This window comes from Streptomyces sp. CA-111067, assembly GCF_050956065.1.
In the GTDB taxonomy this organism is placed as follows: Bacteria; Actinomycetota; Actinomycetes; order Streptomycetales; family Streptomycetaceae; genus Actinacidiphila.
This window is the reverse complement of record NZ_CP192103.1, coordinates 1755383-1770334: the sequence shown is the minus strand read 5'-3', so window position 1 is coordinate 1770334 and position 14952 is coordinate 1755383. Positions and strand designations below refer to the sequence as shown.

At 72.1% G+C, this 14952-nt stretch carries 9 protein-coding genes; 6 read left to right on the top strand and 3 right to left on the bottom strand.

What is annotated here, in order from left to right:
• Positions 1-55: 55 nt before the first annotated feature.
• Positions 56-979, bottom strand: a complete 924-nt coding sequence (locus ACQPW6_RS07720; protein WP_433888791.1) for a hypothetical protein — start codon at positions 977-979, stop codon at positions 56-58.
• Positions 980-1138: 159 nt separating this feature from the next.
• On the opposite strand from ACQPW6_RS07720, the gene pepN reads away from it, so the two are divergent.
• Positions 1139-3652, top strand: coding sequence for an aminopeptidase N (gene pepN / locus ACQPW6_RS07715; RefSeq protein ID WP_433888790.1), 2514 nt, complete (start codon positions 1139-1141; stop codon positions 3650-3652).
• Between the two features lie 382 nt (positions 3653-4034).
• Here the strand turns inward: pepN and ACQPW6_RS07710 are convergent, their stop codons facing one another.
• Positions 4035-5267 carry a phosphodiester glycosidase family protein gene (locus tag ACQPW6_RS07710; protein ID WP_433888789.1) on the bottom strand — a complete coding sequence of 411 codons (1233 nt, stop codon included), beginning with the start codon at positions 5265-5267 and terminating at the stop codon, positions 4035-4037.
• 262 nt (positions 5268-5529) lie between these two features.
• On the opposite strand from ACQPW6_RS07710, the gene ACQPW6_RS07705 reads away from it, so the two are divergent.
• Both ACQPW6_RS07705 and ACQPW6_RS07700 read left to right on the top strand, forming a co-directional pair.
• Positions 5530-6915 carry a pyridoxal phosphate-dependent decarboxylase family protein gene (locus ACQPW6_RS07705; protein WP_433888788.1) on the top strand — a complete coding sequence of 462 codons (1386 nt, stop codon included), beginning with the start codon at positions 5530-5532 and terminating at the stop codon, positions 6913-6915.
• Positions 6912-8588 carry a lysine N(6)-hydroxylase/L-ornithine N(5)-oxygenase family protein gene (locus tag ACQPW6_RS07700; protein WP_433888787.1) on the top strand — a complete coding sequence of 559 codons (1677 nt, stop codon included), beginning with the start codon at positions 6912-6914 and terminating at the stop codon, positions 8586-8588. The genes ACQPW6_RS07705 and ACQPW6_RS07700 overlap by 4 nt, the downstream gene beginning before the upstream one ends.
• On the opposite strand, the gene ACQPW6_RS07695 is transcribed toward ACQPW6_RS07700, so the two are convergent.
• Entirely contained in the window at positions 8557-10383 is a 1827-nt protein-coding gene (locus tag ACQPW6_RS07695; protein WP_433888786.1) for a bifunctional metallophosphatase/5'-nucleotidase, read from the bottom strand. The two genes, ACQPW6_RS07700 and ACQPW6_RS07695, sit on opposite strands and share 32 nt — an antisense overlap.
• 278 nt (positions 10384-10661) lie before the next feature.
• On the opposite strand from ACQPW6_RS07695, the gene pyk reads away from it, so the two are divergent.
• From pyk to ACQPW6_RS07680, 3 genes are all read left to right on the top strand, one after another.
• The gene (gene pyk / locus ACQPW6_RS07690; RefSeq protein WP_433888785.1) at positions 10662-12098 is read left to right on the top strand and encodes a pyruvate kinase; all 1437 of its coding nucleotides are present in this window, start codon (positions 10662-10664) and stop codon (positions 12096-12098) included.
• A gap of 519 nt (positions 12099-12617) precedes the next feature.
• Positions 12618-13865: a branched-chain amino acid ABC transporter substrate-binding protein gene (locus ACQPW6_RS07685; RefSeq protein ID WP_433888784.1), complete on the top strand. Its 1248-nt coding sequence runs from the start codon at positions 12618-12620 to the stop codon at positions 13863-13865.
• Between the two features lie 156 nt (positions 13866-14021).
• Complete coding sequence (locus ACQPW6_RS07680; protein ID WP_433888783.1) at positions 14022-14951, top strand: branched-chain amino acid ABC transporter permease; 930 nt, start codon at positions 14022-14024, stop codon at positions 14949-14951.
• The last annotated feature ends 1 nt before the right edge of the window (position 14952 follow it).

The following is a 14952-nucleotide window of genomic DNA, read 5'->3' as shown; positions in this document are numbered from 1 at the left end:
CCGGCTGGTGGTGGGCTTGTCGCGCAGTTCCCCGCGCCCCTGGTGATGCCGGGGGCTAGGTCTCGACGTCGAGGAGGGACTTGCACAGGGTGCAGCGCGCGCGGAGGCGGCCGCGGCAGGGGAGGCGGACGCGCTGCCAGCAGGTGGGGCAGGCGAAGGAGACCCGGGGGCCCGAGGCGCCGGCCTCGAACGTGTAGTCAGGGCCGGAGGCCAGCGCGCGGCGATCGCGGGCGTAGCGGCGGCGGGCCGCCCAGCCGGCGCCGGCGAGCGGGGCGCGGCGCAGATCCTGCTGCGCGCGGGCCAGGCCCTCGCGGTAGGCGTCCCGCGCCTGCGCGCTGCGGAACCACGGCTCGACGTCCTCCCCGAACGCCGCCGCCCGCTTCGCCAGCACGTACCCGAACTCCTCGGGCGTGAGATACCCGAGCTTGTACGCCGACATCATCAGCCGTTCGCCCCGGATCGCCGCCTCCTCCCGGTAGGCGTCGAGCAGCAGCCACCCCGCGCCCAGGTACGTCGCCGCCGTGTCGGTGAGGATCTCGTTGTCCCGGGTGCCGGGCAGCTCCAGGCCGAGCCGGTGCAGGTACACGTGCATGACCTCGTGCGCGAGCGCCGCCCCGACGTCCCGCCGGTCGGTCTTGAACCGCGAGTGCAGCTCGATGAAGTACTCCGGGCCCGCCGCCAGCTCCACGTTCCCCGCGTGCACCATGTCGCGGAACCCGACCACCATCCGCGCGTCCGGCAGCCGGAAGTGCTGCACCATCACCCGGGCCACCCGCTGCGCCCCCAGGTACAGGTCCTCGGAGTCCGGGAAATCCACCAGCTCCGGATGCACGCTCGTCGCGAACCGCGCCACCCCGTCCCCGGACAGCCGCCGGTACAGCGCGGTCAGCGCGACCCGCACCGTGTCGAGGTGCGGAAAGCCGTGCACGATGGCGCCGCCCCCGGCGGTCGTCGCGCCCGGCTCAGTGTGTCCGACCATGAACACCTCCCCGTGCCGACGAGCCTACGCGGCCACCGGCCCCACCGGGACTGCCGACGGCGAACTGCGCGCCACCGCCCCCCGCCGGGCCGGAACCCGCACCGCCCGGCCGGGCGCCCCCGGTGCGCGGAGCCGGCGGCGTACGGCAGCATGACCCGCATGCCCGCACTGACCCGCGCCGAGGCCGAGACCCGCGCCCGCGATCTGACCGTTGCCACGTACGCCGTCGATCTCGACCTGACCAGGGGCGACGAGGTGTTCGGCGCCAGGACTGTGATCCGGTTCAGGGCCGAGCGCGACTGCGACACCTTCGCCGAGGTCAAGCCGGCCGCCCTGCTGCGCGTCGTCCTGGACGGCACCGAGCTCGACCCCGGCCTGCTCGACGGCAACCGGCTGCCGCTGACCGGGCTGGCAGCCGGCGAGCACGAGCTGCGGGTCGAGGCCGACATGGCGTACTCGCACACCGGCGAGGGCATGCACCGCTTCACTGACCCGTCCGACGGCGAGGTCTACCTCTACACCCAGCTGTTCCTCGAGGACGTGCAGCGGGTCACCGCCGCCTTCGACCAGCCGGACCTGAAGGCCGTCTTCGACGTGAGCGTCACCGCGCCGGAGACCTGGACGGTGCTCGGCAACGGCGTCGCCACCCGCACCGCGCCCGGCCGCTGGCAGCTCGCGACCACCCCGCCGCTGCCCACGTACCTGCTGGCCGTCGCCGCCGGCCCCTGGCACTCGGTGCGCGCCGAGCACGCCGGGCTGCCGTTCGGCCTGCACTGCCGCCGCTCGCTGGCCCCGCACCTGGACCGGGACGCCGAGGAGCTGCTCGGCATCACCCGGCGCTGCTTCGACCGCTACCACGAGCTGTTCGCCGAGCCCTACCCGTTCGACTCCTACGACCAGGCGTTCGTCCCTGAGCTCAACGCCGCGGCGATGGAGAACCCCGGGATGGTCACCTTCCGCGACGACTTCGTGCACCGGTCGGCGGTCACGCCCACCGAGTCGCAGTTCAGGGCGGTGGTCGTCGCGCACGAGATGGCCCACATGTGGTTCGGCGACCTGGTCACGCTGCGCTGGTGGGACGACGTGTGGCTGAACGAGTCCTTCGCCGAGTACATGGGCTTCCAAGTGCTGTCCGAGGCAACGGAGTTCACCGGCACCTGGACGGACTTCGCGGTGGCCCGCAAGGCGTGGGGCACGGACGCCGACCAGCGCCCCAGCACCCACCCGGTGGCGCCCGACCCGCAGGCGCCGTCCGACACCGCCTCCGCGCTCACCAACTTCGACGGCATCTCCTACGCCAAGGGCGCCTCCGCGCTGCGCCAACTCGTGGTGTGGCTGGGCCGCAAGGACTTCCTCGCCGGGATCAACGAGCACTTCGCCCGGCACCGGTTCGGCAACGCGAGCCTGGCCGACTTCGTCGACTCGCTGTCCTCGGCCACCGAGCGCGACCTGCCCGGCTGGGCGGCGGCCTGGCTGCGCACCAGCGGCGTCGACACCCTCACCCCCGTGGTGACGCCCGGCGCCGACGGCGGCTGGCGGCTCGACGTCGACCACTCCGGCACCCGGCCGCACCGGATCGCCGCCGGGCTGTACGACCGGGCCGTCGCCGACCCGGCCATGCTGGTGCTCCGGGAGCGGCTGACGCTGGACGTGCCGGCCGGGGCCGCGCCCGGGACCGTCGAGCTGGACGGCCCGCGGCCCGACGTGATCCTGCTCAACGACGGCGATCTGACGTTCGCCAAGGTCCGGTTCGACGAACGCTCCTGGGAGGCGCTCAGCCTCACGCTCAGCGGGCTGCCCGACCCGATCAGCCGGGCGGTGGCCTGGAACGCGGCGCGCGATCTCGTACGGGACGGGCGGATCGCGCCCCGCGACTACCTCGCGCTGGTCCGCGCGCACCTGCCGGCCGAGACCGACCCGGCGATCGTCCAGGCCGTCCTGGCCTTCGCCCGCGGTCGGCTCACCGACCACTACCTGGCGCCGGGGGCGCGCCCCGAGGCACTGGCGGCGCTGGCCGCGACCGGCCGCGAACTGCTGGCCGCCGGCCGGGACGGCACCCGGCTGGCCGCCACCCGCGTGGTGATCGACTCCGCGGCCGGGGCGGGCGACGCGGCGGTGCTGCGGCAGTGGTACGAGGCGGGGGCGATGCCGGGGGAGCCGGCGTTCGATCCGGAGCTGCGGTGGAAGGTGCTTCTGCGGTTGACGGTGCTGGGTGCGGCGGGGCCGGCCGAGATCGACGCGGAGCTGGCCCGCGACGCCAGCGCCACCGGCCAGGAGGGCGCGGCGCGCTGCCGGGCGGCGCTGCCCGACGCGGCGGCGAAGGCGGCGGCGTGGGAGTCGATGTTCCACGACGACGGGCTGTCGAAGTACCTCTTCATGGCGACGGCGGAGGGTTTCTGGCAACCCGAACAGGCCGCGCTGCTCGACGGTTTCGCGGCGCGTTACGTCCCGGACGCGACCGCCCTCGCCGCCCGCCGCGGCGCCGCGATGGCCGAGGCGGCCGGCCGCTACGCCTTCCCCTCGACGGCGATCACGCGATCGTTCCTGACGAAGGCGGAGGAGGCCCTGAACGCCCCCGAGACGAAGGCGATCCCCTCCCTCCACCGCCCCCTCCTCGACCACACGGACGACCTGTCCCGCACCCTGAAGATCCGCGCCGCCCACCCGGCCTGACCGCGCCCCGGCCCACCCAGCCCCTTCCCGCCGTCCCCGCCCCTCCCCCCGGTGGGGGCTGGTCGCGCAGTTCCCCGCGCCCCTTTGGGGCTCGAACCGAGGCGCATCGCATGCGCGGGGTCGAACCGGGCGGGCGGTTGCCCCGGCATCAACAGGGGCGCGGGGCTGTTGTTGATTTGCGGCTGGCGCCGCGTGGGCGCGACCAACCGCGGCTTCACCTGGGGCGCGGGGCTGTTGTTGATTTGCGGCTCCGCCGCGTGGGCGCGGTGTGCCCCGGCATCAACAGGGGCGCGGGGAACTGCGCTGCCAGCCCGCCACCGGGCGGGGGTCCGGCGACTGCCGGAAGTGGCTGGGCGGTCGGCTGCCTGCGGCCCGGAGGGCGTCAGCTCGCGAAGACGCCGATCGCGTTCGCCACGGGGCGTTCCGCCCCGCCGGTGGGGTGGTTGCGGACGGTGGACGCGGGGGCGCCGGGGGTGCGGATCACCAGGGTGGTGGAGCCTCCGCCGTCCAGGTTGACGGCGGCGTCCGCGCCGATCTCGCGCATCACCGTGGCGAGTTCCGCCACCGTCAGCCCCGCCCCCGTCTCCGCCGAACCGTCAAGCGCCAGCAGATAAAGCGTCCGGCCGTGGTCGCCGAAACCCGCCGCCGTCCGCGTCGCCGCGGTCTTCGCGTCAAGTCCCGCCAGCGGCGCCCCGTCCCGGAGCACCGGGAACCCGCCCACCGCGAAGACGAAAGGCACCCGCGAAGCCTCCGGAGCCAGCCGGGCACTCACCGACACACGCTCGCCGACCCGCAGCGTCCGCAGCGTGTCCGCGCCCGCGTCCCGCCCCAGAAGCACCGTGCTGCCCGCCGGGATCGCGCCCTGCCCGGGGGCGTCCGCCACCGAGACCACCCGCCCGTGCCGCACGGCCACCTCGTACGTGTCGGTGCTGCACCCCGCCGCCCGCGAGGTGTCGGACCCGCACACCGCGCGCTCCCTCGACGTCACACCCCAGTCGGAGGTGTACGCCCCGATCCCGCCGACCGGCAGCGCGTACTGGTTGTAGCCGCCGAGCGGGTACGTCCCGTGCCCGGTCCGTACCGACCCGCGCAGGTCGAGCCGGTCGAGCCGCAGCTTGCGGTCGACGCCCAGGCCGAGCACGTCCTCGGTGTTCTCGCCGGGCGGCATCGCCGGGCCGAACCGCTGGGCGTCCGGCACCGCCGCCTTGAGCGCGCGCCCGGAGCCGACCTCCGGGCCGACCGACGAGCCGGTCGGCGCCACCCCGGGGTGCTGGTCCTCGGTGATGTTGAAGAAGTCCCCGTTGACCGCGCCCACCGCCCGCCGCGCGTCGGCGAGTTGGGACACCGCGGCCCGGTCCGCCACCGCGCCGGGCGTCAACAGGTCCAGCCGTACCCGCGGATCGCGCAGGTCCACCGCCAGCAGATCACCGTGCACGGTGCCTTGCGACGCGGCCACCGTGAACTCCCGGTACTCCACGCCGGAAGCGATCCGCTGCGTGCTGTCGTACGGGAATCCGCCCTGCGCCGTGGCCGCCGAGGCGCCGGCCACGCTGCCGGCCAGCGCCCCGAGCACGGCCAGCGCCGCCGCCCATATCCGTCCGCTGTTTCGCGTCACTTGTCCCCCGTAGGTCGCGGTAACTCACTTGCGTCGCACTGGACTTCAGCAGGGGGAAGCGTACCGACCCGTACCGGCCGGGGAACGGCCGGCGACCGCCTCGCGACGGACCCGCGAACTCCGCACCGGGCGAACCCGTCCCGCGGCCACCCGGGGGCCCCGCGCGCGCCGCGCCGAAACAGCCGCCGCCGGGGATCACGTACCCATGTGGTCCACAGGTCGTTGTGCAGGGGGAGCGCACCGGCGGCGGGGAGGACAGCCCATGGAGATGCCCGGTCTGGCAGGCGGACGCCAAGGACCGACACAACTGCGGCCGTTGCTGGAGACGGTGCTCGCCGCACTCACCGACGGCGCCACCGCCCGCGGCGGCCCGCTGGCGCCCGGCGGCCCGGCGGCGACCGCGGACCGGATCGGGGCCGCGCTCGGCCCGGCGCTGCCGGTGAGCGGCACGGGGGAGCGGGAGGCCGTCTACACCCTGGTCAAGCTGCTCGCGGAGGGCGCCGCGGACCCGGCGGAGCCCGCCTGCGCCGCGCATCTGCACTGCCCGCCGCTGGCCGTCGCCGCCGCGGCCGAACTGGCCGTCGCCGCCCTCAACCCGTCGCTGGACTCCTGGGACCAGGCCCCGGCCGGCACCGAGATCGAGGCCAGGACTGCCGCCGCGCTGGCCGCCGCGGTCTTCCCCGACCTGCCGGCCCCCGACGTGCTGGTGACCACCGGCGGCACCGAGTCCAACCAGCTGGCCCTGCTGCTCGCCAGGGAACGGGCGGCCGGCGGCCCCCGGGTGCAGGTGGTGTGCGGGGCCAACGCCCACCACAGCGTGCCGCGCGCGGCCTGGCTGCTCGGGCTGCCCGAACCGGTGCTGATCGACACCCCGGCCGGCGTCCTGGACCCGGCGGCCGTGGACACCGTCCTCGACGAACTGCCGGGCCGGCCCCTGCTGGTGGCCACCGCCGGCACCACCGACACCGGCGCGATCGACCCGCTGGCGGAGCTGGCCCAGACCGCCGTCAGGCGCGGCGCCGAACTGCACGTGGACGCGGCCTACGGCGGCCCGCTGCTGTTCAGCAGGCATCACGCGGCCAAGCTCGAAGGGTTGCAGTCGGCCGTCTCGGTCACCCTCGACCTGCACAAACTCGGCTGGCAACCGGTCGCGGCCGGCCTGCTCGCGGTGCCCGACACCGCCGCGCTGCGCCCGCTCGACCACCGCGCGGAGTACCTCAACCCGGCCGACGACACCGAGGCAGGGCTGCCCGACCTGCTCGGCCGCTCGCTTCGCACCACCCGCCGCCCCGACATCCTCAAAGTCGCCGTCACGCTGCGGGCGTTGGGCCGCGACGGGCTGGCCGCGCTGGTGGACGCGGTGTGCGAGCACGCCGCCGAACTCGCCGCGCGGGTCGACCGGCACCCCGAACTGACGCTGTACGCACCGCCGGTGATCAGCACCGTGCTGTTCCGGCCGACCGGCGCGAGCGACGAGCAGGTCGCGCAGTTGCGCAGGCGGCTGATGTACGACGGCCGGGCGGTGCTCGGCCGGGCCCGGGCCGGCGGCCGGCTGTGGCTGAAGGCCACGCTGCTCAACCCGCTGTTGCGCCCCCAGGATCTCGACGCGCTCCTGCACCTCACCACGGAAGGCGGCACCGACCGATGAACGCCCCCACGGACCCGGCCGGCACAACGCAGCCGGCGCCCGCGCCCGACGCCACCGGCCCGCTCCCGCCGACCGCGGCACCGGACCAGGCCGCGGCACCGGAGCCGGTCGCGGCACCCGGCCCGGCCGCCGTACCGGGCCCGACGGGACCGGCGCCCGCAGCGGACACCGGCCAACCCGTCCAAGCCGCCCAGCCCGCTCAGCCTGCCCAGCCCGCCCCGGCAGCCGAGACCGCCGCCGCGCCCGAGACCGCCGCCGTGTCCGAAGCCCCCGACGCCGCCCCCTCCGACGCCGCCTTCGACCTCCTCGGCATCGGCATCGGCCCCTTCAACCTCTCCCTCGCCGCCCTCGCCGACGCCGTACCCGACCTGACCGCCGCCTTCTACGACCAGCGGTCCTCGTTCCAGTGGCACCCCGGCCTGCTCATCGACGGCGCCACCCTCCAAGTCCCGTTCCTGGCCGATCTGGTGACCCTCGCCGACCCGACCAGCCGGTGGTCGTTCCTGAACTACCTCAGGTCCCGCGAGCGGCTGTTCCCGTTCTACTTCGCCGAGCGCTTCCACGTGCACCGCGCCGAATACGACGCCTACTGCCGGTGGGTCGCCGAGGCGCTGCCCACCACGCACTTCGGGCAGCAGGTGGACTCGGTGCGGTGGAACCCGGCGCGCGGCCACTTCGAGATCGACCACACCCACCTCGACGAGCACGGCGAGGCCGAGGCGCTGGGCCGCACCTACGCCCGGCACCTGGTGTTCGGCATCGGCACCCAGCCGTACGTGCCGGAGCCGCTGCGCCCGCTGGCGGACGCCCCCACCGTGCCGGTGGTGCACTCCGCCGACTACGTCAAGCAGCGGAGCCGGCTGCTGGGCGCCGACCACATCACCGTCGTCGGCTCCGGGCAGTCCGGCGCCGAGGTCTTCCTCGACCTGCTGCGGGCCCGCCCGGCCGGCCGGGAGCGGCTGACCTGGCTGGCCCGTACCCCGGCCTTCGCGCCGATGGAGTACAGCCGGCTGGGACTCGAGCACTTCACCCCGGACTACACCCGCTACTTCCACGGCCTCGACGAGCCGGTGCGGGACGAACTGCTGCCCCGGCAGTGGCAGTTGCACAAAGGCATCGACACCGCGACGATCACCGAGATCCACGACGAGCTGTACCGGCGCAGCCTGGAGGGCGGCTGGCCGGACGCCACCATGACGCCCGGCGTGACCGTACGCACCGCGGGCCGGCTCGGCACCCAGAGCATCGAACTGCACCTGGAGCACACCGAGCAGGGCACCCGCAGCCGGCTGATCACCGGGGCCGTCGTCCTGGCCACCGGCTACCGGGAGCGCCCGCTCGACCGGCTGCTCGGCTCGCTCGACCCGTACATCCGGCGGGATTCCGCCGGCCGGCCGCGGATCGACGCCCGGCACCGGATGGAGCTGGACCGGTCGGTCACCGGCCGGATCTACGTACAGAACGCCGAGCGCCACAGCCACGGCGTCGGCGCCCCCGACCTCGGGCTCGCCGCCTGGCGCTCCGCGGTCGTCCTCAACGACCTGACCGGGCTGCTGACCGGCAGGGAGCACTACCCCCTGCCGGTCAGGACCGCGTTCACCACCTTCGGCCTCGACGGTGTCCCGCAGGCCGGCGGGGCCACTACGAGAACAGCGGCACTCCGGCGCGGGTGAGCCGCCACTCGTCGCCGCCGAAGGTCGACGGGTCGATGGTGCCGTGCGCCTGGACCCAGGCGATGATCGTGTTGCGGATCTCGTCCGAACTGGACCACACCTGCTGGGCGGTGGCCACGTGCGGGTAGTTGCTGCCGCCGCTGGAGCGGTAGTTGTTCACCGCGAGCACGAACTGCGCGGCGGGGTCGATCGGGGCGCCGCCCGCGGTGAGGTTCACGATCCGCGAGCCGGCCGGCTGGGCGATGTCGATGTCGTACGAGACGCCGCTGAGCACGTCGTAGCTGAAGTCCGGGGTGTTGTTGGCGTTGGTGATCTTCGTGACGTCGACGGGCGCGTCGGGCGCGGTCTGCACGAAGTAGGCCGCCGACCACTCCAGGTAGTCCTTGACCTGGGCGCCGGTGAGGATCTTGGCCTCAAGGGTGTTCTCGTAGACGTAGAGCCCGGCCACGTCGCGCAGCGAGACCTGGCCGCCGGGGATCGCGGCGGTCCGCGAGAAGGGCGAGGCCTCCGACAGCACCGGCAGCGAGGCGTATGCGGTGCCGGCCAGCGCGGCCTTGACGGTGTCTGACTGCACCAGGTTCAGGAAGTCGATGATCGGGGTGTCCTTGTACGTGGACTCCGCCGCCGACATCGCGACCGTGCAGGTGCCGACGATCTGGTTGACGTACGCGACGACCTTCTGGTGCTCGTCCCGCACCAGCCGGGCGATCTGCGGGTCCTCGGCGACGGTGTTGGCGTTGCGCACCTCGGCGGTGACCGAGGAGACCTGCCAGCGGCCGTGCTCGAAGGTCAGGTCGATGTCGAAGACCGACAGCCGCATGCCCCAGTACAGCGGCTCGGAGAGCACCACGGTCTTGCCGGTCTGCTCGTTGACCACCAGGGTCTGCGGGCGCTCCACGTGGGTGTGGCCGACCAGGATCGCGTCGATGCCGGGCACCTGCGCGGCCACCAGCGAGGAGGCGTTCTCCGGGTAGGGCACCGCGTCGCCGTAGGAGGTGGTGCCGTCGAGGCCGGAGTGGTCGGTGCAGAAGACCACGTCGCAGCCCAGCGCGCGCAGCTTCGGCACGTACTTCTTCGCCTGCTCCACCAGGCCCGGGAAGGCCAGCTGACCCTGCACGTTGGCCTTGTCCCAGACCGCGATGCCGGGGTTGGTCAGGCCCAGGATGCCGATCCTGACCGGCGGGGCGCCGTGCACCTTGAGCTCCTTGACCAGGTACGGCGGGAAGGCCGGCTTGAGGGTCTTGGCGTCCACCGCGTTCGCCGCGAGCAGCGGGAAGTCGCACTGGTCCTGGAAGGCGCGCAGCAGCGGGATGCCGTAGTTGAACTCGTGGTTGCCGAGCGCCGCCGCGTCGTACTTCATGTGGTTCATGGCCAGCGCCATCGGGTGCTGCGGGCCCCTGCGGGCGCCGGTGATCGGCTCCACCCGGGCGTAGTAGTACGACAGCTGGGTGCCCTGGATGATGTCGCCCGCGTCGATCAGCAGCGTGCGGTCGTGGCCCTTCTCGGCCCTGGCCTGCTCGACCAGCGTGGCGATCTTGGCCAGGCCGACGTCGTTGTGGGTGGCGTCGTCGTACTCGGCGTCGGTGAAGTAGTCCCAGTTCAGCGCGTGGCCGTGCAGGTCGGTGGTGCCGAGCACCCGCAGGCTGAACGTGGTGGGCCGGTGCGGCGGATGCGGCTGGTGCCCGTGCCGGTGGTCGGCCGCCTGCGCGGACCCGGCGCCCGCCGCCCCGGCGATCGCCACCCCCGCGCCGGTGGCGGCGGTGCGGTTGATGAAGTCCCTGCGATTGAGCGGCATTTCGGTCTCCCTGACTGGACGGCACAACGCGCGTAGATTCTGTCCCAGCCACCCCCTCGCGCAACACCCCCACCACGTAACCGCCAGATGTCCCCCGGGTGTCGGCGCCGTGAGCCAGCCACCGTAAGTCACGCTCTGCCGATACGGGTGTGACCGATGTGCTCATCAGAGCGCGCGGCTGCACACTTCGATACTTGTCAACAAGCGTTAATCCAGACGTCGTTGGGCAGTTGCCGTCAGCGCGTTCCCTACCAACGAGTAAGTCATACGCTCGATACATGCGCCGAGCGAAAATTGTCTGCACCCTGGGCCCCGCCACCGACTCTTACGACCAGATCAAAGCACTGGTCGAGGCCGGAATGGACGTGGCACGTCTGAACCTGAGCCATGGAACATACGCCGAGCACGAGGACCGCTACCGCCGGGTGCGCAAGGCGGCCGACGAGACCGGCCGCAGCGTGGGCATCCTTGTGGACCTTCAGGGCCCGAAGATCAGGCTCGGGCGTTTCGCCGAGGGTCCCGTACTGCTTGAACGCGGCGACGAGTTCACGATCACGGTGGACGACATCCAGGGCGACCAGCAGATCTGCGGCACGACGTACAAGGGTCTGGCCGCCGACGTCGCCCGCGGCGAGCGCATCCTGGTCGACGACGGCCGGGTCACCCTGGAGGTCACCGACGTCGAGGGGCCGCGGGTGCACACCATGGTCATCGAGGGCGGCATGATCTCCGACCACAAGGGGCTCAACCTGCCCGGCGTGGCCGTCTCGGTGCCCGCGCTGTCCGACAAGGACATCCGCGACCTGCGCTGGGGCCTGCGGATCGGCGCCGACGTCATCGCGCTGTCCTTCGTCCGCAGCGGCCGGGACATGGAGGACGTGCTGCGGATCATGGGCGAGGAGGGCCGCCGGGTCCCGGTGATCGCCAAGGTCGAGAAGCCGCAGGCGGTGGACAACCTCGCCGACATCGTGGACGCCTTCGACGGCATCATGGTGGCCCGCGGCGACCTGGGCGTGGAGATGCCGCTCGAAGCCGTGCCGCTGGTGCAGAAGCGCGCCGTCAAACTCGCCAAGCGCAACGCCAAACCGGTCATCGTCGCCACCCAGATGCTCGACTCGATGATCGACAACTCCCGCCCCACCCGCGCCGAGGCCAGCGACGTGGCCAACGCCGTCCTGGACGGCACCGACGCGGTGATGCTGTCCGGCGAGACCAGCGTCGGCAAGTACCCGATCGAGACGGTCAAGACGATGGCCAGGATCGTCAGGGCCGCCGAGGACGCGGTGCTGGCCACCGGCCTGCCGCCGCTGGACGACGGCAACAAGCCGCGCACCCAGGGCGGCGCCGTGGCCCGGGCCGCCGCCGAGATGGGCGACTTCCTCGGCGCCCGCTTCCTGGTCGCCTTCACCCAGTCCGGCGACACCGTCCGCCGGCTGTCCCGCTACCGCTCGCCGATCCCGCTGCTGGCCTTCACCCCGGAGCCGGCCACCCGCTCCCAGCTCAACCTGACCTGGGGCGTCGAGGCGTTCCTCGGCCCGATGGTGCAGACCACCGACGAGATGGTGCAGCAGGTGGACGAGCACCTGCTGCGGATCGGCCGCTGCAAGAAGGGCGACGTCGTGGTGATCACCGCCGGCTCGCCGCCCGGCGTGCCCGGCACCACCAACATGGTCAGGGTGCACCACATCGGTGAGGACGATTCACCGAAGCGGTAATGCATCTGCGCTTTTTTGGTACTGACACAACTCGCACCGCCCGCACCACGACACGCGCCCCCGATCGGCAACCGCCGTCGGGGGTGTGTGATTCGCGAATGGCAAACGAACGCAATTAACGCTGGGTAACGCGCACGCAATACGGATTGTGCTCTTCGCCTGGTTGCGCGCCCCGCGGGCCCCGGTCCGCATCGCTGCCCGTATTCTTGGCCGGACGGACCTCGGCGGTGGGGCCGCAAGACCGCCCACCAGCCCGCCGAGCGGCACCGGAAGTGCGCGTTCTCAGCATCCGGACGCCAGCGCAAAGTACCCAAATCCCTCGCGGAACCTCAATAAAACCTCAAGAGTTTCCACGCGGCATAACAAGACAGTCACACTCTTCCCCACACCTCTGCCTGACCGGGCATGACGCGCCTAGAGTCACGGCCAGTCACCGCGCCACCGGATTTGTCAGTTCGGCTTCCAGTGCGTGACTCGGCCTCTCATCAGAGACGGCCGTGCCAGGGGAAAGGACTGATCGTGCGACACCGTTCCTTGCTTGTACTGACCGCCGTACTCACCACTGGAGCCCTCACGCTCACCGCCTGCGGCTCGCGGAACGACGACAAGAAGGGCGGCGGGGACAGCAGCAGCGCCGCGAAGACCACCGTTGTCATCGGCGTCGACGCTCCGCTCACCGGGCAGAACTCGGCCACCGGCCTCGGTCTTCAGTTCGGCGTGCAGATCGCGGTCGACGACGCCAACAAGAACAACCTCGTCCCCGGAGTCACCTTCAAGCTCAAGGCCCTGGACGACAAGGCGCTGCCCGCCTCCGGCCAGCAGAACGCCACCGCGCTGGTCGCCGACAAGACCGTGATCGCCGCCGTCGGCCCGCTGAACTCCGGCGTCGCCCAGTCCATGCAGCAGGTCTTCGCCACCGCCAACATGGTCGAGATCTCGCCCGCCAACACCAACCCCACCCTGACGCAGGGCAAGGACTGGAACAGCGGCAAGAAGGTCCGCCCGTTCAAGACGTACTTCCGTACCGCCACCACCGACGCCCTGCAGGGCGGCTTCGCGGCGGACTACGCGTACAACACGCTGAAGAAGAAGAACGCCTTCATCGTGGACGACAAGCAGACCTACGGCGCGGGTCTCGCGGGGATCTTCAAGGGCAAGTTCGGCCAGCTCGGCGGCAAGATCGCCGGCGCCGACCACGTCAACACCGGTGACACCGACTTCTCCACCCTGGTCACCAAGGTCAAGAACAGCCACGCCGACATGCTCTACTACGGCGGCCAGTACGACGAGTCCGAGCTGCTCACCAAGCAGCTCAAGGCGGCGAACGTCAACATCCCGCTGATGGGCGGCGACGGCATGTTCTCCGACACCTACATCAAGACCGCGGGCACCGCCTCGGAAGGCGACCTCGCCACCTCCGTCGGCGTCCCCGTCACCACCCTGGCCGGCGCCAAGGACTTCATCGCCACCTACAAGGCCAAGGGCTACCCCGGTGACTACGGCACCTACGGCGGCTACTCCTACGACGCCGCCACCGCGATCATCAACGGCGTGAAGGCCGTCATGGACGCCAACGGCGGCAAGCTGCCGGCCATGGCGGACGCCCGTGCCAAGCTCGTCGACGCCGTGCAGAAGAGCGACTTCGACGGCATCGCCGGCCACGTCTCGTTCGACCAGTACGGTGACACCACCAACAAGCAGCTCACCGTCTACCAGGTCAAGAAGGGTGCGTGGGTGGCCGTGAAGAGCGGCACCTACAACGGCTGACCGCACCCCCGCAGCACCCAGGGCCGCGCGGCCGGTCACCCCGATCGCGCGGCCCGCCGTCTATACCCCCCGCCAACCCGCACGCACCCCCCTGCACACCCCCCGCTCTCCGTCCCCAGCACTCACCCTGCTCCCCAGCGACATGGAGGCCATGCGGTGCACACCCTGCCGCAACAGCTGGCCAACGGGCTGTTCATCGGCTCGATGTACGGGCTCATCGCCATCGGCTACACGATGGTGTACGGCATCGTCCAGCTCATCAACTTCGCCCACGGTGAGATCTTCATGACCGGCGGCTTCGGCGCGCTAGCGGTCTGGACCAACCTCCCCAGCGGCACGTCCATCTGGCTCGCGCTACCGCTGATGCTGCTCGGCGGCGCCATCGTCTCGGTCCTGATCGCCATCGGCGCCGAACGATTCGCCTACCGGCCACTGCGCACCGCGCCACGCCTGGCACCGCTGATCACCGCAATCGGCCTCTCCCTCGCCCTCCAGCAGGCGATCTTCCTGTGGTACCCCGGTGCCGACAACGCCAAGACGTTCCCGCAACTGGGCACGCACCCGTACCACGTCGGCGACATCGACATCCAGCGCGGCGACATCTTCCTCGTGGTGGCCGCCGCGATCTGCATGATCGGCCTCGCCGCGTTCGTCCGCACCAGCCGCACCGGCCGCGCCATGCAGGCCACCGCGCAGGACCCGGACACCGCGAAGCTCATGGGCATCGACACCAACCGGATCATCGTGATCGCCTTCGCCATCGGCGGCCTGTTCGCCGCCGTCGCCGGCCTCGCCTCCGGTCTGAAGTACGGCCAGGTCCGCTACGACATGGGCTTCCAGGCCGGCCTCAAGGCGTTCACCGCCGCCGTGCTCGGCGGCATCGGCAACATCTACGGCGCCATGCTCGGCGGGCTCGTCCTCGGCATCGCCGAGTCCTGCGCCTCCGCCTACATCTCCAACATCCCCGGCATGCAGCAGCTCGGCGGCGGCAGCTGGGCCAACGTGTGGGCCTTCGTCCTGCTGATCGTCGTCCTGCTGGTCCGCCCGCAGGGCCTGCTCGGCGAGCGCGTAGCGGACAGGGCGTGAT

Coding starts and splice junctions, on each gene's coding strand:
- ACQPW6_RS07720 (WP_433888791.1), bottom strand. CDS start 979: ATGGTCGGACACACTGAGCCGGGCGCGACGACCGCCGGGGGCGGCGCC.
- pepN (WP_433888790.1), top strand. CDS start 1,139: ATGCCCGCACTGACCCGCGCCGAGGCCGAGACCCGCGCCCGCGATCTG.
- ACQPW6_RS07705 (WP_433888788.1), top strand. CDS start 5,530: ATGGAGATGCCCGGTCTGGCAGGCGGACGCCAAGGACCGACACAACTG.
- ACQPW6_RS07700 (WP_433888787.1), top strand. CDS start 6,912: ATGAACGCCCCCACGGACCCGGCCGGCACAACGCAGCCGGCGCCCGCG.
- ACQPW6_RS07695 (WP_433888786.1), bottom strand. CDS start 10,383: ATGCCGCTCAATCGCAGGGACTTCATCAACCGCACCGCCGCCACCGGC.
- pyk (WP_433888785.1), top strand. CDS start 10,662: ATGCGCCGAGCGAAAATTGTCTGCACCCTGGGCCCCGCCACCGACTCT.